Source organism: Paracoccus sp. pheM1, assembly GCF_018499825.1.
GTDB lineage: Bacteria > Pseudomonadota > Alphaproteobacteria > Rhodobacterales > Rhodobacteraceae > Paracoccus > Paracoccus versutus.
On sequence record NZ_JAGXCX010000002.1, the window covers coordinates 147,681 to 166,680 of the forward strand.

21 protein-coding genes are annotated in these 19,000 nt (G+C 69.9%); 9 read left to right on the plus strand and 12 right to left on the minus strand.

What is annotated here, in order from left to right; translation table 11 throughout:
- Positions 1-9: 9 nt before the first annotated feature.
- The 4 genes from KF941_RS14835 to KF941_RS14850 all read right to left on the minus strand — a co-directional run bounded on the left by KF941_RS14835 (position 10) and on the right by KF941_RS14850 (position 3,917).
- Complete coding sequence (locus KF941_RS14835) at positions 10-1,230, minus strand: MFS transporter (RefSeq protein ID WP_036760638.1); 1,221 nt, start codon at positions 1,228-1,230, stop codon at positions 10-12.
- 13 nt (positions 1,231-1,243) lie between these two features.
- A complete protein-coding gene (gene eda, locus KF941_RS14840; RefSeq protein ID WP_114535978.1) occupies positions 1,244-1,882 on the minus strand; it encodes a bifunctional 4-hydroxy-2-oxoglutarate aldolase/2-dehydro-3-deoxy-phosphogluconate aldolase in 639 nt (212 codons plus the stop codon).
- A 188-nt stretch (positions 1,883-2,070) separates the two neighbouring features.
- Entirely contained in the window at positions 2,071-2,691 is a 621-nt protein-coding gene (locus KF941_RS14845) for a DUF1190 domain-containing protein (RefSeq protein WP_116220932.1), read from the minus strand.
- Positions 2,692-2,693: 2 nt separating this feature from the next.
- Positions 2,694-3,917 carry a glutathionylspermidine synthase family protein gene (locus KF941_RS14850; protein ID WP_116220933.1) on the minus strand — a complete coding sequence of 408 codons (1,224 nt, stop codon included), beginning with the start codon at positions 3,915-3,917 and terminating at the stop codon, positions 2,694-2,696.
- Positions 3,918-4,128: 211 nt separating this feature from the next.
- Between KF941_RS14850 and KF941_RS14855 the strand changes: the two genes are divergently transcribed.
- From KF941_RS14855 to KF941_RS14875, 5 genes are all read left to right on the plus strand, one after another.
- The gene (locus KF941_RS14855) at positions 4,129-5,727 is read left to right on the plus strand and encodes an ABC transporter substrate-binding protein (protein ID WP_114535976.1); all 1,599 of its coding nucleotides are present in this window, start codon (positions 4,129-4,131) and stop codon (positions 5,725-5,727) included.
- 81 nt (positions 5,728-5,808) lie between these two features.
- A complete protein-coding gene (locus tag KF941_RS14860; RefSeq protein ID WP_072462472.1) occupies positions 5,809-6,819 on the plus strand; it encodes an ABC transporter permease in 1,011 nt (336 codons plus the stop codon).
- The gene (gene nikC / locus KF941_RS14865; protein WP_116220934.1) at positions 6,816-7,721 is read left to right on the plus strand and encodes a nickel transporter permease; all 906 of its coding nucleotides are present in this window, start codon (positions 6,816-6,818) and stop codon (positions 7,719-7,721) included. Before KF941_RS14860 ends, nikC begins: the two co-directional genes overlap by 4 nt.
- Entirely contained in the window at positions 7,718-8,572 is an 855-nt protein-coding gene (locus KF941_RS14870; protein WP_214273802.1) for an ABC transporter ATP-binding protein, read from the plus strand. The genes nikC and KF941_RS14870 overlap by 4 nt, the downstream gene beginning before the upstream one ends.
- Before the next feature lie 46 nt (positions 8,573-8,618).
- A complete protein-coding gene (locus tag KF941_RS14875; protein ID WP_214273803.1) occupies positions 8,619-9,374 on the plus strand; it encodes an ABC transporter ATP-binding protein in 756 nt (251 codons plus the stop codon).
- Here the strand turns inward: KF941_RS14875 and KF941_RS14880 are convergent.
- A complete protein-coding gene (locus KF941_RS14880; protein WP_072462450.1) occupies positions 9,371-10,078 on the minus strand; it encodes a VIT family protein in 708 nt (235 codons plus the stop codon). The genes KF941_RS14875 and KF941_RS14880 overlap by 4 nt on opposite strands.
- A gap of 121 nt (positions 10,079-10,199) precedes the next feature.
- On the opposite strand from KF941_RS14880, the gene KF941_RS14885 reads away from it, so the two are divergent.
- Positions 10,200-11,645 (plus strand): aldehyde dehydrogenase family protein, encoded by a 1,446-nt coding sequence (locus KF941_RS14885; RefSeq protein ID WP_214273804.1) that lies wholly within the window; start codon positions 10,200-10,202, stop codon positions 11,643-11,645.
- Between the two features lie 15 nt (positions 11,646-11,660).
- Positions 11,661-12,404, plus strand: a complete 744-nt coding sequence (locus KF941_RS14890) for an SDR family oxidoreductase (protein WP_214273805.1) — start codon at positions 11,661-11,663, stop codon at positions 12,402-12,404.
- Here the strand turns inward: KF941_RS14890 and KF941_RS14895 are convergent.
- Genes KF941_RS14895 through KF941_RS14910 form a run of 4 tightly spaced genes read right to left on the minus strand, consistent with a single transcriptional unit; the run spans position 12,401 to position 15,855 of the window.
- Entirely contained in the window at positions 12,401-13,234 is an 834-nt protein-coding gene (locus KF941_RS14895; RefSeq protein WP_072462448.1) for a metal ABC transporter permease, read from the minus strand. The genes KF941_RS14890 and KF941_RS14895 overlap by 4 nt on opposite strands.
- Positions 13,234-14,094, minus strand: coding sequence for a metal ABC transporter permease (locus tag KF941_RS14900; protein WP_240540438.1), 861 nt, complete (start codon positions 14,092-14,094; stop codon positions 13,234-13,236). Before KF941_RS14900 ends, KF941_RS14895 begins: the two co-directional genes overlap by 1 nt.
- Positions 14,091-14,957: a manganese/iron ABC transporter ATP-binding protein gene (locus KF941_RS14905; RefSeq protein ID WP_036759835.1), complete on the minus strand. Its 867-nt coding sequence runs from the start codon at positions 14,955-14,957 to the stop codon at positions 14,091-14,093. Before KF941_RS14905 ends, KF941_RS14900 begins: the two co-directional genes overlap by 4 nt.
- A complete protein-coding gene (locus KF941_RS14910) occupies positions 14,950-15,855 on the minus strand; it encodes a metal ABC transporter substrate-binding protein (RefSeq protein ID WP_072462446.1) in 906 nt (301 codons plus the stop codon). Before KF941_RS14910 ends, KF941_RS14905 begins: the two co-directional genes overlap by 8 nt.
- Positions 15,856-15,962: 107 nt before the next feature.
- Between KF941_RS14910 and KF941_RS14915 the strand changes: the two genes are divergently transcribed.
- Positions 15,963-16,385 carry a Fur family transcriptional regulator gene (locus KF941_RS14915; protein ID WP_072462445.1) on the plus strand — a complete coding sequence of 141 codons (423 nt, stop codon included), beginning with the start codon at positions 15,963-15,965 and terminating at the stop codon, positions 16,383-16,385.
- Positions 16,382-16,741, plus strand: a complete 360-nt coding sequence (locus tag KF941_RS14920) for a YigZ family protein (RefSeq protein WP_214273806.1) — start codon at positions 16,382-16,384, stop codon at positions 16,739-16,741. Before KF941_RS14915 ends, KF941_RS14920 begins: the two co-directional genes overlap by 4 nt.
- Here KF941_RS14920 and KF941_RS14925 read toward each other — a convergent pair.
- The 3 genes from KF941_RS14925 to pth are packed head-to-tail and all read right to left on the minus strand — an operon-like array spanning position 16,738 to position 18,864.
- Positions 16,738-17,112, minus strand: a complete 375-nt coding sequence (locus tag KF941_RS14925) for a DUF2237 domain-containing protein (protein ID WP_072462444.1) — start codon at positions 17,110-17,112, stop codon at positions 16,738-16,740. The two genes, KF941_RS14920 and KF941_RS14925, sit on opposite strands and share 4 nt — an antisense overlap.
- 1 nt (position 17,113) lies before the next feature.
- Positions 17,114-18,160 carry a DUF2332 domain-containing protein gene (locus KF941_RS14930; RefSeq protein ID WP_214273807.1) on the minus strand — a complete coding sequence of 349 codons (1,047 nt, stop codon included), beginning with the start codon at positions 18,158-18,160 and terminating at the stop codon, positions 17,114-17,116.
- On the minus strand, positions 18,157-18,864 hold the full coding sequence (gene pth, locus KF941_RS14935; protein ID WP_214273808.1) for an aminoacyl-tRNA hydrolase: 708 nt from the start codon (positions 18,862-18,864) through the stop codon (positions 18,157-18,159). The genes KF941_RS14930 and pth overlap by 4 nt, the downstream gene beginning before the upstream one ends.
- Between the last annotated feature and the right edge of the window lie 136 nt (positions 18,865-19,000).

The following is a 19,000-nucleotide window of genomic DNA, read 5'->3' on the forward strand; positions in this document are numbered from 1 at the left end:
CAGGCCGCCCTAGCGTGCCACTTCGCGCGGGCGCAGCATCAGCCACAAGAGCGCACCGCCCGCCAGCACCAGGAAGGGCAGCATGGCCAGGTTGACCGCGCTCCACCCCGCCTGGGCCGAGCCGCCCATGCAGTTCATCAGCCCGCCCGAGGACAGCGAGGCCAGGAACACCCCGCCGAAGACGATGGCGTCGTTCAGGCCCTGCACCCGCTCGCGCTCCTCGGGGCGATAGGCGCGGGTCAGCATGGCGGTGGCGCCGATATAGCCGAAGTTCCAGCCCAGCCCGAGCAGGATCATGGCGATGTAGAAATGCGCCAGGTCCACCCCCGACAGCGCCACCGCCCCGGCGCCCGCCAGGATCGCCAGGCCGACCATGACGATGCGGGTGGCGCCGAAGCGGGCGATCAGGTGGCCGGTGAAGAACGAGGGCGCGAACATCGCCAGCACATGGCCCGAGACGATGTTGGCCGCATCCGCGGTGGCAAAGCCGCAGCCCACCACCGCCAGCGGCGCCGAGGTCATCACCAGGTTCATCAGCGCATAGGAGACCATGCCGCAGATCATCGCCACGGCGATCTGCGGCACGCGCAGAAGCTCGCCCAGCGGCCGGCCCTGGGAATGACCCTGGGCAGGGGCGGGCGGGCGCGGAATGTCGAGAAAGGCGAAAAGCACCGGGCCCAGCAGGTTCAGCCCGATGATCGCGGCATAGGTGGCCAGGAAGGGGATGGCGGTCACTTCCGCCGTCCAGCGCACCAGCAGCGGGCCGGTGAAGGCGGCGGCCAGTCCGCCCGCCAGCACCCAGGAGATGGCGCGCGACTGGAACTCGGGCGGGGCGCAATCGGTGGCGGCGAAGCGGAAGAAGCCCTGCGCCGCCATGTAGACCCCGGTAAAGAGCGCGCTGGCGGTGAACAGCCAGAAATTGCCGCTGGCCAGGGCATAGGCGGCGATGGCCGCGCCAAGCGCCGCCGAGCCGCAGGACAGAAGGAACCCCGCCCGCCGCCCGTGCCGGCGCATGAAGCCCGAAAGCGGCCGGGCCGACAGCGCCGAGCCCAGGATCATCATCGACAGCGGCAGGGTGGCGATGCAGGGGTTCGGGCTCAGCATCTGGCCGGCCAGCCCGCCGACGATGAAGATCATCGACATCTGCGCCCCGAGCAGCGCCTGCGCCAGCAACAGCACGATGACATTGCGCCAGGCGCGGCGCATCGGGTCAGCCTCGGCCAGGGTCATCGCCATGGCGGGTCTAGCGCAGCGTGCGCGCGTCGCGGGCGCGGGTCTCGATCGCCGCCCAGTCGCTGGCGGCGACATCGGCGTCGGGCGCGATCCAGCTGCCGCCGACGCAGACCACGTTCGGCAGGGCCAGGTAGTCGGGGGCGTTCTGCAAGGTCACGCCGCCGGTCGGGCAGAAGCTGACCTGCGGCAGCGGACCGGCCAGGGATTTCAGCGATTTCGCCCCGCCCGCCGCCTCGGCCGGGAAGAACTTCAGCATGGAATAGCCCAGTTCCATCGCCCGCATCACCTCGGATGCGGTGACGGCGCCGGGCAGGAGCGGCAGGCCGATCTCCTCGCAGGCCCGCGCCAGCCGCTCGGTCAGGCCGGGCGAGACGGCGAAGCTGGCGCCGGCGTCCCTGGCCCGCTTCGCATCGTCCGGGGTCAGCACGGTGCCGGCGCCGACATGGCCGCCGGGCACCTTGGCCATCGCGCGGATCACATCGAGCGCGGCGGGGGTGCGCAGCGTCACCTCGAGCACCGGCAGGCCGCCGGCGACCAGCGCCGTCGCCAGCCCCTCGGCGCGGGTCGCATCGCCGACGACCAGGACAGGGATCACCGGGGCGAGTTCGCAAAGCGCGCGGGTGTTCCGGGATTGCTGTTCGGGGGTCATGGCGGGCCTCGCTCTTGCGGAAATCTCGCGGCAGGTTGCGCTTTTCCGCGCCGCTGCGCAAGGGTTCGTGTTAGCGTTAACTTGCCGCGGGCGGGGTGGGCCGGGGCAGGACAGGGGGCTGTCCGCCCCCTCTTGCGGCCCAAGGCCGCAATTCACCCCCGAGGGTATTTCGGCAACGGAGAAAGGCTTCAGCCGCCGAAACTGCTGCGCCCGCCCGAGCGGGCGGTGGCCGAGGCGCCGAAGCCGCCGCGCTGGCTGACCTGGGCCGCGCTCATCGGCGGCTTGCCGATGGTCGAGGGCGCACGCTGAAAGGCCGCGGCCGGCACCTTGCCCGCGCCGCGGTTGCTGGCGAAGCTCTGGTCGCCCTTGGGCGTGGAATAGCGCCCGTCGGCCGTATTCACCATCGGCTGCGAGAAGATGCCGCCGCCGCGCGACAGCATCGAGCCCATCATGTAGCCCACCAGCAGCGGCATGAAGGAAAACCCGCCGCCCGAGCCCTGCGCCTGCTGTTCCTGGGCCGGGTCGCCGCCGCAATTGCCCACGCCATGTTCCTGTTCGCACAGCTCCTTGGATTCGTAGCGCGGCGCGGTTTCCAGGAATTCCTGCTGGGCGGCGGCGAAGTTCTGGCGGCAGTCCTCCTCGGTGAACCACAGGGTTTCCTGCTTGCTGGCGGCGATGCAGCTTTCCAGGTCGGGAAAGCTTTGCGCGTCCATGCGGTCGTCCTCGCAGGCGGCCAGCGCCAGGGTCGCGGTTCCGGCCAGCACCAGCGCGACATGGCGCGAGCGTTTGCGGGGGAGGCGGTCGGTCATGGTCAGCCCTCGATGAAATGCGGCTTGAAGCGCGACAGGTTGTGGGTGATGGGCGAGCGGTCCTCGCGCAGGCCGAGCCCGCAGCAGGTCTCGCCCACGATCCAGGCGCCCAGCACCGGGTGGAAGCCGCCGAAATCCGGCAGCCGGGCCAGGCCCTGCACGATCATCGGGTGATGCGAATAGCTGTCGTCGCCGGTGCGCGCCACCTCGCGGCCCGCCTCGCGGATCACCACGCCCGCGCCCTCGCGCGAGAAGATCGGCTTGGTCACATGGCCCTGGGCCAGGGTTTCGCGCGCGGCCTCGAAGGCCGGGGCCAGTTCGGGGGCGGGGCTGCCGCCCGCCATCGCCTCCTCGACGTCGGCCAGGAAGAAGGCGGGCAGCAGGTTCGGGTGGCCGGGGAACATCTGCCACAGAAGCGGCAGGATTCCCTTGTTCGACAGCACCGCCTTCCAGGGCGGTTCGATGAAGCGGGTGCCCGAGCCTTGCAGGTGCCGGGCGAAGTCGTCGCGCAGCATGTCCTCCCAGGGGTAGAGCTTGAAGAGCGTGCCGATGACGCGGGACTGGTCGTCGGCGAATTGCCCCTCCTCGGTCAGGCCGATCTGGGAAAGCGCGGTGAAATGCGCGCCCAGGCCCGCCTCGCGCGCGGCCCAGGCCAGGGTCTCGACGGTGGCGTAATCCTCGGGGTTGTCGGGATCGGCGGTGAAATGCACCTCTTCGCCGTCGGTGCAGATCTGCGTCCAGCGCGCCACGATCGCCTCGTGGATGCTGTTGAACTGGTCGGCATCGGCATCCAGCACCCCCGCCGCCCGCTGCTGTTCGAACCAGAGCCATTGGAAGCTGGCGGATTCGTAGAGCGATGTCGGGGTGTCGGCATTGTATTCCAGCAGCTTCGCCGGGCCATGGCCGTCATAGGCCAGGTCCATGCGGCCGTAAAGCTCGGGCTCGCCCCGCGCCCAGCTGGCGGCGACCAGATCCCAATGCTCGCGCGGGATGTCGAGCCGGGTCAGCCAGGATTCGTCGCGGACGGCGCGGTCCACCGCCTCGCGGCAGAGCGCGTGCAGTTCCGTCGCGGGGGCCTCGATGTCCTCCTCGACCTGGCGCAGGGTGAAGCGATAGGCGCTGGTTTCGTCCCAATAGGGCTCGCCGCCCATGTCGGCGAAGCTGAAGCCCAGCTTCTCGGCCTCGTCGCGCCAGCCGGGTCGCTCGGGAAGGGTGCGTTTTTCCATGGTCTCTCCTTCCGCCCGAGATAGGACGGGGCGGCGCCCCGGCGCAAGCCTGCGCCGCGATTTTCTGGCCGGGCGGGTCGGTGCATCGGCCGCCCTTCGCCCCCCGGCAGGCCGGGTTTCACGCGGGGCTTGCGGCAGGGCCGGCTTCGCGCCAAGCTGCTACCATTCCAGCCCCGCAAGCGACGGGGCGCGACAACAGGGATGATCCGTCATGCAGAACCGTTTCCCGCTTCGCGCGCTCATGCTGGCCTCGGCCGTGGCCTTGGCGCCGGCCGGTGCCGCCTGGGCCGAGACCCCCGCCGACACGCTGGTGATCGCCCATCAGATCGACGACATCATCAGCCTGGATCCCGGCCAGAGCTTCGAGTTCTCGGGCCAGGACGTGGTCAGGAACCTTTACGACAGGCTGGTCGATATCGACCCGCTGGACCTGGCGGCGGGCATCAAGCCCAGCCTGGCCGAAAGCTGGGAGGTCAGCGAGGACGGCAAGACCATCACGCTGACCATGCGCGAGGGGGTGAAGTTCCATTCCGGCAACCCGGTCCGGGCCGAGGATGCCGCATGGTCGCTGCAACGCGCCGTCAAGCTGAACAAGTCGCCCGCCTTCATCCTGAACCAGTTCGGCTTCACCGCCGAGAACGTGGACGAGCGCGTGACCTTCGACGGCAACAGGCTGGTGCTGCAACTCGACCAGCCCTATGCGCAAAGCTACGTGCTGAACTGCCTGGCCTCGGAGGTCGGCTCGGTCGTGGACAAGGAAACCGTGATGGCCCATGCCGAGGGCGAGGATTTCGGCAATGCCTGGCTGTCCACCAACGATGCGGGCTCGGGGCCCTTCACCCTGGCCACATGGCGGCCGAACGAGGCGGTGCAGCTGACCGCCAATCCCGATTACTGGCAGGGCGCCCCGGCATTGGCGCGGGTGATCGTGCGCCATGTCCAGGAAAGCAGCGCGCAACGGCTGCTGCTGGAGCAGGGCGACGTGGACGTGGCCCGCAACCTGACGCCGACCGATGTCGAGGGCATCGCCGGCAACGACAGGCTGAAGGTGATGGACGAGCTGCGCGGCCGCATCCTCTACATGGGGCTGAGCCAGAAGGATCCCCTGCTGTCCCGCCCCGAGATGGTCGAGGCGATGAAATACCTGATCGACTATGCGGGCATGGAATCGAGCTTCCTCAAGGGCCAGTGGAAGGTGCATCAGAACTTCCTGCCCGAGGGCTACCTGGGCGCCTCGGACGAGAACCCCTGGACCCATGACATCGAGAAGGCCCGCCAGATCCTGACCGATGCCGGCATCACCTCGGGCACGGTCAGGACCATCGTGCGCGACATCCGCGAATATGTCGACGCCGCCCAGACCCTGCAGGCCGCCATGGCGCAGGTCGGGCTGACGCTGGAGATCCAGCAGATGACCGGGGCGCAGGTGCTGGACGCCTATCGCGCGCGCCAGGTGCCGATCTTCATCGGCGAATGGGGGCCGGATTACGCCGATCCGCATACCAATGCCTCGACCTTCGCCCATAACCCGAACAATGCCGACGATGCCGGCCTGTCGCAGCTGGCATGGCGCAACAGCTGGGCGGTGCCCGACGAGATGAACCGCGCCGTCGAGGCCGCCACGCTGGAGGGCGACACCGACAAGCGGGTGCAGATGTATCTGGACATCCAGAGCCAGTATCGCGAGATCGCGCCGATCATCCCGATGTTCCAGAAGATCGAGCAGGTGGCGATGCAGCAGAACGTCCAGAACTGGACCTCGGGCGGCTCGGTCAGCTCGGTCCTCTATCGCCAGGTGACGAAGGAATAGGGCGTGGTCCAGCCCGACATGCTGGACCAGCCGGGGCGGGACGGGCCGCCCCCCGCCGCCGGCGCGCCGTCGGGGCGCGCCATGCGGCTGGGCCGTCGCTTCGCCGGCGTGGCCCTGTCGCTGGTGCTGACGCTGCTGGGCCTTTTGCTCGTCACCTTCGTCATCGGCCGCATCATGCCGATCGACCCGGTGCTGAAGGTGGTGGGCGAGCGCGCGACCCAGGCGCAATATGACGCGGCCTACCAGGCCATGGGGCTGGACAAGCCGATCTGGCAGCAGTTCCTGCGCTACATGGCCGAGGTGCTGCGCGGCGATTTCGGCCGCTCGATCTCGACCGGCCATGCGGTGGCGCAGGACTTGCGGCGGGTGTTCCCGGCCACGCTGGAGCTGGCGACGCTGGGCACGCTGATCGGCGTGCTGGTCGGCGTGCCGCTGGGCGTGGTCGCCGCCGCGCGCCGGGGCGGCTGGATCGACCAGGTCGCCCGCGTGGTGGCGCTGGTCGGCTATTCCATGCCGATCTTCTGGCTGGGGCTGATGGGCCTTCTGCTGTTCTACGGCATCCTCGGCTGGGTCGGCGGGCCGGGACGGCAGGGCATCGTCTACGACGGCATGGTGCCCACCGTCACCGGGCTGATCCTGGTCGACAGCCTGGTCGCCGGCGACTGGGCCGCCTTCCGCGACGCCTTCAGCCATATCGTGCTGCCGGCCGGCCTTCTGGGCTATTTCAGCCTTGCCTATATCAGCCGCATGACCCGCAGCTTCATGCTGGAGCAGCTTTCGGCGGAATATGTCGTCACCGCCCGCGTCAAGGGCCTGTCCGAGCGCCGGGTGATCTGGGGCCATGCCTTCCGCAACATCCTGGTGCCGCTGGTCACGGTGATCGCGCTGAGCTTCGGCTCGCTGCTGGAAGGCTCGGTGCTGACCGAGATCGTGTTCTCTTGGCCCGGCATCGGCCAGTATATCACCAAGGCGCTGCTGGCCGGCGACATGAACGCGGTGCTGGGCGGGACCGTGGTGGTCGGCACCTGCTTCGTGGCGCTGAACCTGCTTTCCGACATCCTCTACCGCCTGCTGGACCCGAGGGCGACATGACCCGGACCACCCGCGCATGGCTGCTTTCGGACGCGCCGCAGACAAGGCGGCAGGCCCGGCTCGGGGCGCTCTACCAGGGCTGGCTGACCTTTCGCGCCAACCGGCTGGCGATGGTCGGGCTCGCGATCCTGGTCCTGCTGGTGCTGGTCGCGGGTTTCGCGCCCTGGATCGCGCCGCAAAACCCCTATGCGCAGAACCTGGCCCAGCGGTTGCAGCCGCCCTCCGCGCAGCATTGGCTGGGCACGGATGCGCTGGGGCGGGACATCCTGTCGCGGCTGATCTTCGGCTCGCGGGTCACGCTGTTCATCGTCGGCACCGTGGCGCTGATCGCGCCGGTGATCGGGCTTTTCGTCGGCACGGTGGCGGGCTTCGCCGGCGGCTGGGTCGACCAGGTGCTGATGCGCGTCACCGACATCTTCCTGGCCTTCCCCAAGCTGATCCTGGCCCTGGCCTTCGTCGCCGCCCTCGGCCCCGGCATCGGCAATGCGGTGCTGGCGCTGGCCATCACCTCATGGCCGCCCTATGCGCGGCTCGCGCGGGCCGAGACGCTGACCATCCGCCGCGCCGACTATATCGCCGCCGCCCGGCTGCAGGGCGCGGGGCCCTTGCGGCTGCTGATCGGCCATGTCTGGCCGCTCTGCGTCAGCTCGCTGATCGTGCGGGTGGCGCTCGACATGGCGGGGATCATCCTCTCGGCAGCGGGGCTGGGCTTCCTGGGCCTCGGCGCGCAGCCTCCGATGCCGGAATGGGGGGCGATGATCTCGGACGGGCGCAGCTATATCCTGGATTTCTGGTGGGTCGCGGCCATGCCCGGCCTGGCGATCTTCGTGGTGTCCCTGGCCTTCAACCTGCTCGGCGACGGGCTGCGCGACGTGCTGGATCCCAGGGGAGGCCGGGAATGACGCCGCTGCTTTCGGTCCGGAACCTGCGCGTCGCCTTCCCGACCCGCTCGGGCCTGTTCGAGGCGGTGCGCGGCGTCAGCTTCGAGCTTGGCCGCGAGCGGCTGGGCGTGGTCGGCGAAAGCGGCTCGGGCAAGACCATGACCGGCCGCGCCATCCTCGGCCTCGTGCGTCCGCCGGGGCGGGTCGACGCCGACCGCATGGCGCTTGGCGGCGAATCGATCCTGAACCTGCCCGAGCGGCGGATGCGCCGCCTGCGCGGCGCGCGCATCAGCATGGTGATGCAGGATCCCAAGTTCAGCCTGAACCCGGTGATGACCGTCGGCCGCCAGATCGTCGAGGGCTACCGGCTGCACACGGGCGTCAGCCACGCCCAGGCCCGCGACAAGGCGCTGGAAATGCTCGCCGCCGTGCAGATCCGCGACCCCGAACGGGTGTTTCACGCCTATCCGCACGAGGTTTCGGGCGGCATGGGCCAGCGCATCATGATCGCGATGATGCTGGCCCCCGACCCCGAGATCCTGATCGCGGACGAACCCACCTCGGCGCTGGACGTCTCGGTCAGGAACGAGGTGCTGCGCATCCTGGACCGGCTGGTGCGCGAACGCGGCATGGGGCTGATCTTCATCAGCCACGACCTGAACCTGGTGGCGCAATTCTGCGACCGCGTCCTGATCATGTATGCCGGCCGCGTGGTCGAGGAACTGCCCGCGCGCGATCTGCACGCCGCCCGCCACCCCTATACCCAGGGCCTGCTGAACAGCCTGCCGCGCCTCGACCGCCCGGTGGAACGGCTCGCGGTCCTGCAAAGGCAGGCGGGCTGGCGCGACGCCCCGCCCGAGGGCGCGGCATGATGCGGCTTCTTTGTTCCCCAAATACCCATCCGCCCCGGTGCAACCCATGCTGACGGTCGAGGATCTGGATGTCTGGTTCGGCCATCCGCCCGAGCGCGTCGATGCGGTGAAATCCGCCAGCTTCGCCGTCCGGCCGGGCGAAAGCTTCGGCCTTGTCGGCGAAAGCGGCTCGGGCAAGTCCACGATCCTGCGCGCCATCGCCGGGCTTGTCGACAGCTGGTCGGGCCGCATCGAGGTCGCGGGCGAAGCCGTCGCCGGCCGCCGCCGCTCGCGCGGCTTCCACAAGACCGTGCAGATGGTGTTCCAGGATCCCTATGCCAGCCTGCATCCGCGCCATTCCGTGGACCGGGTGCTGTCGGAAACCCTGCGCCTGCAGGGCATGGACCGGATCGACGCCCGCATCGCCCGGCTTCTGGACCAGGTCGGGCTGGGGCAGGGCTTCCGCTTCCGCTATCCGCACCAGCTGTCGGGCGGCCAGCGCCAGCGCGTCGCCATCGCCCGCGCGCTCGCGGCCGAGCCCAGGCTCCTCTTGCTCGACGAGCCGACCTCGGCGCTCGATGTCAGCGTGCAGGCCGAGATCCTGAACCTGCTTACCGACATCCGGGCCGAGCGGCGGCTGAGCTATGTCCTGGTCAGCCACGACCTGGCGGTGGTGGCGCATATGTGCGACCGGCTGGCGGTGATGCGCGCGGGCCGGATCGTCGAGGACATGGACGCCGCCAGCCTGCGCGCGGGCGCGGCGCAGGGCGATTACGCCCGCGCGCTGATCGCCGCCAGCGCCGGCTATGTCCGCGAAGCCTAGACCGCCACGCCGAAGATCTTGCCGATGCCGGCGGTGGCCGCCAGCGCCAGGGTTCCGCCCGCCGTCACCCGCAGCACCGCCCGGCCGGGCGGGGCGCCGCCGGCCCAGGCCCCCAGCGCGCCCAGCGTCCCCAGTGCGACCAGCACCGCGACCAGCACGCTGGCGACGACCTGGCCGCCGGGCGCGAACACCGCCGCCAAGAGCGGCACCGACGCCGCGGTGCTGAAGGTCGCGGCCGAGGCCACCGCCGCTTGCAGCGGGTTCGCGTTCGACGCCTCGCTGAGCCCCAGCTCGTCGCGGACATGGGCGGCCAGCGCATCATGCTCGGTCACTTCGCGCGCGGCCTGCAGGGCGGTGCCGGGGCTCATGCCGCGCGTTTCGTAGATGGCGGCCAGCTCGTGCAGCTCCGCCTCGGGCATCTCGCGCAGGGCCGTGCGTTCGCGGGCGATGTCGGCGCGCTCGGTATCCGATTGCGAACTGACCGAGACATATTCGCCCATGGCCATGGACATCGCCCCCGCGACCAGCCCGGCAAGCCCGGCGATCAGGATCGCCTCGCGTCCCGGATCGGCCGCGGCGACCCCGGTGATCAGCGCGCCGGTCGAGACGATGCCGTCGTTCGCCCCCAGCACCGAGGCGCGCAGCCAGCCCAGGCGGCTGACGTAATGCGGATCGTCGGGATGGGCGCTGGGTTGCTTGCTCATGGCTGGCCTCGGCTGCTGCATCGCGGGCAGATTAACCGGCCCCGCCGGATTTGCCAGCCTTGCGTCCCGCGCCCGGCGCCGTCACGCTGCGGCCAGGCGAATCCCGCCGGACGGAGGTGACATGCTCCACGACCCGATCCTGCCGCCGCCGCGCAACCTGATCGGCGGCGCCTGGCGCCCGGCCGCCTCGGGGCGCGAGATGCCGATGATCTCGCCCCTCGATGGCCGGCCCTTCGCCGCCATCGCCGATTCCGGCCCCGAGGACGTGGATGCCGCGATCCGCGCCGCCCGCACCGCCTTCGAGGGCGACTGGGGCCGCCTGACCGCGGCCGAACGCGGCCGGCTGATGCTGCGCCTTGCCCTGCGCATCGAGGCCGAGGCAGAGGTGCTGGCGCAGCTGGAAACCCGCGACAACGGCAAGCCCATCGCCCAGTCCCGCGCCGACATGGCGGCGCTGGCGCGCTATTTCGAATATTACGGCGGCGCGGCCGACAAGCTGCATGGCGAGGTGATCCCCTTCCTGAACGGCCATGACGCCATCAGCCTGCGCGAGCCGCATGGCGTCACCGGCCATATCATCCCCTGGAACTATCCGGTGCAGATCTTCGGCCGCTCGGTCGGCGCGGCGCTGGCCATGGGCAATGCCACCGTGACCAAGCCGGCCGAGGATGCCTGCCTGACCATCCTGCGCCTGGGCGCGCTTGCGGCCGAGACCGGCTTTCCACCCGGCGCGATCAATATCGTCACCGGGCGCGGCGAGGTCGCCGGGCGGGCGCTGTCCGAACATCCCGGCGTCGATTTCATCAGCTTCACCGGCTCGCCCCAGGTCGGCCAGGCCATCGGGATCGCTGCGGCGCGCAATCACATTCCCTGCACGCTGGAACTGGGCGGCAAGTCGCCGCAGATCGTCTTCGACGACGCCGACCTCGAGGCGGCCGCGCCGGTGATCGTGGGTGCCATCGTGCAGAACGGCGGCCAGACCTGCTCGGCCGGATCGCGCGTGCTGATCCAGCGCGGCATCTGGGACCGGCTGACCGCCATGCTGGCCGAACGCTTCCGCTCGGTCGAGGCGGGCCCGGCAGAAGGCGCGCTGCTGGGCCCGCTGATCTCGGCCCGGCAGAAGGCGCGGGTCGAAGGCTACATCGCCGGGGCCGCGGCGCCGCTGATCGCCCGCGGCGCCATTGCCGGGGCCGCGCCGGCGGCGGGCTTCTACGTCGCGCCGGCGCTCTTCGGCCCGGTCGATCCGGCAAGCCCGCTCGCGCAGGAGGAAATCTTCGGCCCGGTGCTGGCCGCCATCCCCTTCGACACCGAGGCCGAGGCCGTGGCCATCGCCAACGGCACCGAATACGGGCTGGTCGCCGGCATCTGGACCCGCGACGGCGACCGCCAGGCGCGCATGGCCCGCGCCATGCGCTGCGGGCAGGTCTTCATCAATGCCTATGGCGCCGGGGGCGGGATCGAGCTGCCCTTCGGCGGGCTGCGCAGATCCGGCCACGGGCGCGAAAAGGGCTTCGCCGCGCTTTACGAATTCTCGCGGCTGAAGACCGTGGTTCATCGTTTCGCATAAAGGGAGGGAAAGATCATGCGGCTGCAAGGCAAGACGGCATTGGTGACGGGCGGCGCCTCGGGCTTCGGGCGCGGCATCGCCGAAACCTTCGCGCGCGAGGGCGCGCGGGTGGCGGTGCTGGACATCGACGGCGAAGGCGCGGCGGTGGTGGCCGAAGGGATCGACGGGCTTGCGCTGGCCTGCGACGTGAGCCGGGGCGACCAGGTCCGCGCGGCGGTGGACAAGGCGCGCGAAGCCTTCGGCGCCCTCGATATCGTGGTCAACAACGCCGGCTGGACCACGCCGAACGGCCCGCTTCTGGACACCGACGAGGCGGCGTTCCGCAAGATCTACGACATCAACGTGCTGTCGATCTTTCACATGACCCATGCGGTGCTGCCGCATTGGCGGACGCGCGGGCAGGGGGTGATGATCAACGTCAGCTCGACCGCCGGCATCCGGCCGCGGCCGGGGCTGAGCTGGTATAATTCCTCCAAGGGCGCGGTGAACACCCTGACCCGCAGCCTGGCGGCGGAACTCGCGCCCGAGGGCATCCGCGTGAACGCCATCGCCCCGGTCATGGGCGAGACCGGGATGCTGGAGCGCTTCATGGGCTGCGAGGACACGCCCGAGAACCGCGCCCGCTTCCTTTCGACCATCCCGCTGGGCCGGCTGTCGAAGCCGCGCGACATCGCCAATGCGGCGCTTTACCTGGCCTCGGACGAGGCCGATTTCATCACCGGCGTCATCCTCGAGGTCGATGGCGGGCGGACGGTCTAGCCCGTCACGCCCTGCGCCCGCCGCGTGGCCACGCTGCGCCACAGGAAGGCCAGCACGAACAGCGCCGTCAACACCAGCACGATGGTCGGTGCCGGGGCGCTGTTCAGCCAGAAGCTGGCCCAGACCCCGCTGGCCGCCCCGAATGCCGCGACGCCGACCGAGGTGGCCAGCATGGCGGACAGCCGGCGCGTCAGCAGGAAGGCCACCGCCCCCGGCGCGATCAGCAGCGCCACGGCCAGGATGATGCCGACCGAGCTGAGCATGGCGACCACCGTGGCCGAGATCATGGCGAGCAGCCCGTAGTTCAGCAGGTTGAACGCCAGCCCCGACACCCGCGCCTGCACCGGGTCGAAGGCCAGGAGCGCGAAATCGCGCCATTTCAGCACCAGCACCAGCCCGACCATGGCCGAGATGCCGCCGGCAAGGCGCAGATCCTCGGGGCCGACGCCCAGCATGTTGCCAAACAGGATATGGTCCAGGTGCAGGTCGGTCTGGATCGCGGTGTAAAGCACCACCCCCAGCCCGAACATGCCCGACATGACCACGCCCAGCACGGTGTCGGCCTTGACGCGGCTGTTGTCCTGGATCCAGCCGGTCAGGGCCGCGCAGCCCAGGCCCGCCAGGAAGGCGCCAAGGATCAGCGGCAGGCCCGCGACATAGGCCAGCACCACGCCGGGCAGCACGGCATGGCTGACCGCATCGCCCATCAGCGACCAGCCCTTGAGCACCAGAAAGCAGGACAAAAGCCCCGCCGGCAGCGCGATCATCAGCCCGATCAGCGCCGCATCGCGCATGAAGGGGAAGGAAAAGGGCATCAGCAGCCAGTCCATCACGCGGCCTCCTTCAGCGCGTCGCGGGCGCGGCGGCGGGCGGCCAGAAGCCCGTGCTTCGGCGCCAGCAGGAAGGCGGCCAGGAAGATCAGCGTCTGCAGGCAGACGATCACCCCCCCGGTCGCGCCGTCGAGGAAGAACGAGACATAGGCGCCAATGGCCGAGGTGAGCGCGCCGATCGCCACCGACAGCAGGATCAGCCGCGGAAAGCGGTCGGTCAGCAGATAGGCGGTGGCGCCGGGCGTCACCACCAGCGCCACGACCAGGAAGGCGCCGACGGTCTGCATCGCCGCCACGGTCGAGGCCGAGAGCAGGGTGAAGAACAGCACCTTCAGCGCCTGCGGGTTCAGCCCGATGGTGCGGGCGTGGCTCTCGTCGAAGAACACCACCATCAGGTCGCGCCATTTCGCCGCCAGCACCAGCGCCGAGATGCCGCCGATCAGCGCCAGCTGCAGCGTGTCGCCGGGCGTGATCGCCAGGATGTTGCCCATGGTGATGGTCTGCACGGAAACCGCCATCGGGTTGAGCGAGACCATGAACAGCCCCAGCCCGAAGAAGCCGGTGAAGATCAGGCCGATGATCGCATCCTCGCGCAGGCCCGTGCGCTTGTTCAGAAACAGCATGGTCAGCGCCGCGAGCCCACCCGACAGGAACGCCCCCAGCGCGAAGGGCAGGCCCAGCATGTAGGCCCCGGCGACGCCCGGCACGATGGAATGGGACAGCGCGTCGCCGATCAGCGACCAGCCCTTGAGCATCAGATAGGCCGACAGGAAGGCGCAGACCCCGCCGACCAGGGCCGAGACCCAGATCGCGTCGGTCATGTAGCTGTATTCGAAGGGCACCAGCAGCGTGCGGATCATTTCGGCGCCGCCTCTTCGCGGGCGCTGCGCTGCTTGTCGTCGTAAAACACCAGCGGGCGCTCGTCGTCCGACAGCACGGTCAGGCCGCGCGGGTCGTCGTCGTCGTGCAGGTGCCGCGGCCCCAGCACGAAATGGCGCAGCACGCCGCCGAAGGCCAGCCGCAGGTTGTCGGGGGTGAAGACCTCGGCCGTGGGGCCATGGGCCAGCACCGTGTTCTTCATCAGCACCACCCGGTCGCAATATTCCGGCACCGAGCCGAGGTCGTGGGTCGAGACCAGCATGACCCGCCCCTCGTCCCGCATTTCCTGCAACAGCGCGATGATGGCGGATTCGGTCTTGACGTCCACGCCGGTAAAGGGCTCGTCGAGCAGGATCACCCAGGCGCCCTGCGCCAGGGCGCGGGCCAGGAAGACGCGCTTCTTCTGGCCGCCCGAAAGCTCGCCGATCTGGCGGTGGCGGAAGTCCTGCATGTTCACCCGCGCCAGCGCCTCGTCCACGGCGCGGCGATCCTCGGGCCGCGCCCGGCGCAGAAAGCCCATATGGCCGTAGCGGCCCATCATCACCACGTCCTCGACCAGCACCGGAAAGGACCAGTCCACCTCCTCGGCCTGGGGCACATAGGCGATCAGGTTGCGGCGCAGCGCCTGCGGCACGGTCAGGCCCAGCACCCGCACCTTGCCGGCGGCGGCCGGAACAAAGCCCATCAGCGCCTTGAACAGCGTGGACTTGCCCGAGCCGTTCACCCCCACCAGCGCCGTGACCGAGCCCTGCGGCACGGTGAAGTTCGCGTCGCGCAGGGCGGTGAAGCCGTTACGATAGGCCACGGTCAGGCCGGATACCTCGATGCCCAGGGCGTCACGCATCGCTCAGCGCCTCGACGATGGTTTCCGAGGTCACGCGCAGCAGGTCCAGGTAGGTCGGCACCGGCCCGCCGGCCTCGGACAGGCTGTCGACGTAAAGCACGCCGCCATAGCGGGCCCCGGTCTCGGCCGCGATCTGCCTGGCCGGGCGGTCCGAGACGGTGCTTTCCGAAAACACCACCGGGATCTTGTGCTGCCTGATCGCATCGACCACGCGGCGCACCTGCTGGGGCGTGCCCTGCGCATCGGCGTTGATCGGCCACAGGAACAGCTCGCGCAGGCCGAAATCCCGCGCCAGATAGGAAAACGCCCCCTCCGACGTCACCAGCCAGCGCCGCTCCTCGGGCAGGGCGCGGGCGGCGTCGCGCAGCGGGCCGATGGTGCGGGCGATCTCGCCCTTGTAGCGGCCGGCATTGGCGCGATAGCTGCCCTCGCCCTCGGGGTCGACCTGGGACAGGGCGGCGGCGATGTTGTCGACATAGACCAGCGCCGTGTCCAGCGCCATCCAGGCATGCGGGTTGGGCTTGCCGTCGTAATGCCCGCCCGAGATCGGCATCGGCTCGATCCCCTCGGTCAGCGTGGCCGAGGGCAGGTCGCCCAGGTTGCGCAGGAACTGTTCGAACCACAGTTCCAGGTTCATCCCGTTGCGCAGGACCAGGCTGGCGTCGCGGGCGCCGATCAGGTCGCTGGGGGTGGGTTCGTAATTGTGGATCTCGGCCCCCGGCTTGGTGATCGAGACCACCTCGGCCCGGTCCCCGGCCACGTTGCGCGCCATGTCGGCGATGATGGTGAAGGTGGTCGCCACCTTGAACTTGCCGCCCTGCGCCAGCGCCGGGGCGGAAAGGATGGCGGGGGCGGCCAGCCCGGCAAGGGCCGTGGTCAGGAATGTTCTGCGCTTCATGGTCCGATTCTTGTTCCCGTGGGCCTGGTTCTGTTGCCGTTTATCTGCGAACGATTCTCAACTGTCAAGCCAGTTGCAATTTCTTCGCATCTGGGCCAGAAAACCGCATGGAGATCGAAACCCGCGCCGAAGCCTTCGAGGCCGCGCTGCGCCGTGCCGGCGTGCGCATCACCCGCCAGCGGGCGGCGCTGTTGCGCGTGCTGGCCGGGGCCGAGGACCACCCCGACGCGACGCAGCTGCACCAGCGCGCCATGGCGGCGGGGGCGGGGGTGTCGCTGGCGACGGTCTATCGCACGCTCTCGGCGCTCGAGGCGCAGGGCGTGATCCAGAAGCTGGAGTTCGAGGGCGAACCGGCGCGGTTCGAGCCCGCCGACGGCAGCCACCACGACCACATGATCGACGTCGAGACAGGCGAGGTCATGGAGTTCGTCAACGAGCGCATCGAGCGCCTGCAGGCCGAGATCGCCGCCGAGATGGGCTATGAGATCGTCCGCCACCGGCTGGAGCTTTACGTCCGGCGGCGGAGATGAACCTGGCGGTCTTCGACAAGATCATCTCGGACCGCGGCTCGCGCTATGCGGTGTCGGGCGGGCCGGCACGGACGCGCGCCGAGGCCGAGGCGCTGCTGGCCGAGCTGCGCCGCAACAAGCGTTTCGCCAAGGCGACGCACAACAGCTGGGCCGCGATCCTGTCGGGCGAGGCGGTGCGCGACGACGACGGCGAAAGCGGCGCCGGCCAGATCATCCTGCAGATGCTGGAGCGGGCCGGGCTGACCGACCATGTGGTGATCGTGACGCGCTGGTATGGCGGCAAGCACCTGGGCGGCGACCGCTTTCGCCATGTCGTCGATGCGGTGCGGCACTATCTGGCGCAGGTGGGGCGCTAATCCTCGCCCTTCACGGCGTGGGCTTGCAGCAGTTCCAGCGGCACGATCTCCAGCGTGCGGGCATGGGTGGCCTCCAGCACCACCTCGGGCGCGGCGAATTCCTGCGCGGCCTGCAGGAAGCGCGCGGCGCAAAGGCACCAGCGGTCGCCCGGCTTCAGCCCCGGAAAGCGGAACTCGGGCCGCGGCGTGCTGAGGTCGTTGCCCAGGTATTTCGACAGCGCCAGGAACTCGGCCGTCACCACGACGCAGACCGTATGCCGGCCGCGATCCTCGGGGCCGGTATTGCAGCAGCCGTCGCGGAAAAATCCGGTCAGCGGCGCGGTCGAGCAGGGCGCGAGCTTGCCGCCAAGGACGTTGAGCGCGGGGTCCATGTCAGGTCTCCTTCGGCTGCCAGTCGATCCAGCGGGCATGGAAATCCGCCCGGCCGAGGCTCCATTGCCGCATCCCGCCGCCGGCCCAGAGCCGCAAGGCCAGCGCCGCGCCCTCGCCGCCGTCGGCCTCCATGGACAGATGCGCCAGGGGGCGCTCGGGGCTGGCCTGCGCGCCGGCCGCCTGCAGCGCGGCCTCGATCCGCGCGCGGGTGGCGGCGGGAAAATATTGCGCCGCAACGGTATGATAGACAAGCCTGCCATGGTTGCAAGGTTCGGCCAGCCGGGCCGGCAGCCAGTCGCCCGCATCGCCGCGATCCACCCGCGGCGGATGGCTCCGGGCCAGGGCCAGCGCCGCCTGCATCCGCTCCAGCCGCGCGTGCTGGTCCGCCCAGATATAGGACAGAAGCCGCAGCCCGTCGCGCACCGGATCGAGCGGGTTCAGGTCCACCCCCCGCGCCGCGCCGGTCGCCAGCAGGGCATGGTCCGGGATCGCGCCGCGCCATTCCGGGGCAAGCCGGACAAGCGTCGCGTCGTCTCCGGCGGTCTGATCTTCATAATCTATATCAAGATGATAGAGAGGAAAGTTCAGGTTCAGTCCAGCACTCGCCCCCAGCTCCAGCAAGTCAAAGCGGCATCCGGGAAGCTCGCCGGCCAAGTGCCGGCCCGCAGCGATCAGCACCGCGGCGCGGGCGACCTCATTGGTCTGCGGCACAAGCTCGACCCATTCCAGCATATGCGGCTGATACTGATGAATTGCTTCGGAAATCTTCTGGCGAAGCCATGCATCATCGCCCCCGGCATAGGCCCGCGCCAGTTCCGGGTCGCGCCCGCTCAGCACCAGCGCATGCAGCGCCCCGCAAAGCCGCAGCGGCAGCGAATCGCCGCGGTGGCTGGGATCGCCGGGCCAGGTTCGCACCCGCCGCGCCAGCGCGCCGTCGCCCTCGGCCAGGACCAGCGCCAGCTGTTCGCAGATACGGGCCGTGAGCGGCGAGCCGAGCGCGCGGCAGGCCCCCGCCTGCAAGGCGAAGGCCTCGCGCCAGGCCGTCACCGGAACCGCTCGGTCAGCGCCCTGAGCCGGTCGGAGAGGCTGGGCGGCTCGGCGGCGAGGTCGTTGGCGGGTTTCGCCGCGGGCCTTTCCGGCGATCCCTTGCCGGGGTTCTCGGCGTGGGTGCCGCTGTTGCGCGCCGGCGCCACCCGCGCCGCGACCGCGTTCATGAACCGCGCATCGTCCCCCGCCGCCAGCGCCTCCGCCCCCTCCGAGATGCCGCGCAAGAGGTCGTCCAGCCCGGCCTCTTCGGCCTTGGCGAAATCCGACAGCACATAGCCCGACACGCGGTTCTTGTCGCCGGGATGGCCGATGCCGATGCGCAGCCGGCGATAGCCCTCGCCGATATGCTGGTGCAGCGAGCGCAGCCCGTTGTGCCCGGCATGGCCGCCGCCGGTCTTCAGCCGCAGCTTGCCGGGGGCGAGGTCCAGCTCGTCATGCAGCACGGTCACGTCCTCGGGCCCGAGCTTCAGGTAGCGCATCGCCTCGCCGACCGACTGGCCCGACAGGTTCATGAAGGTTCCGGGCTTGAGCAGGGTGACGCGCGTGCCCCCCAGCCGCCCCTCGGCGATCTCGCCCTGGAAACGCACGCGCCAGGGGGCAAAGCCGTGGTCGGCGGCGATGCGATCGACCGCCATGAAGCCCACATTGTGCCGGTTCGCGGCGTATTTCGCGCCCGGATTGCCCAGGCCGACGATCAGTTTCATGCGTTTCTCCGTCGCTCGGGCGCCAGATTACCGGCCCGGCCGGGCAGGGGCAAATTTTATCGCTCTCTTGTCCTCGGGGCCCGGCGTTACTAAGACTCTGTCAACCTTTCGCGTCTAAGAGCGGTCGAACGGGACA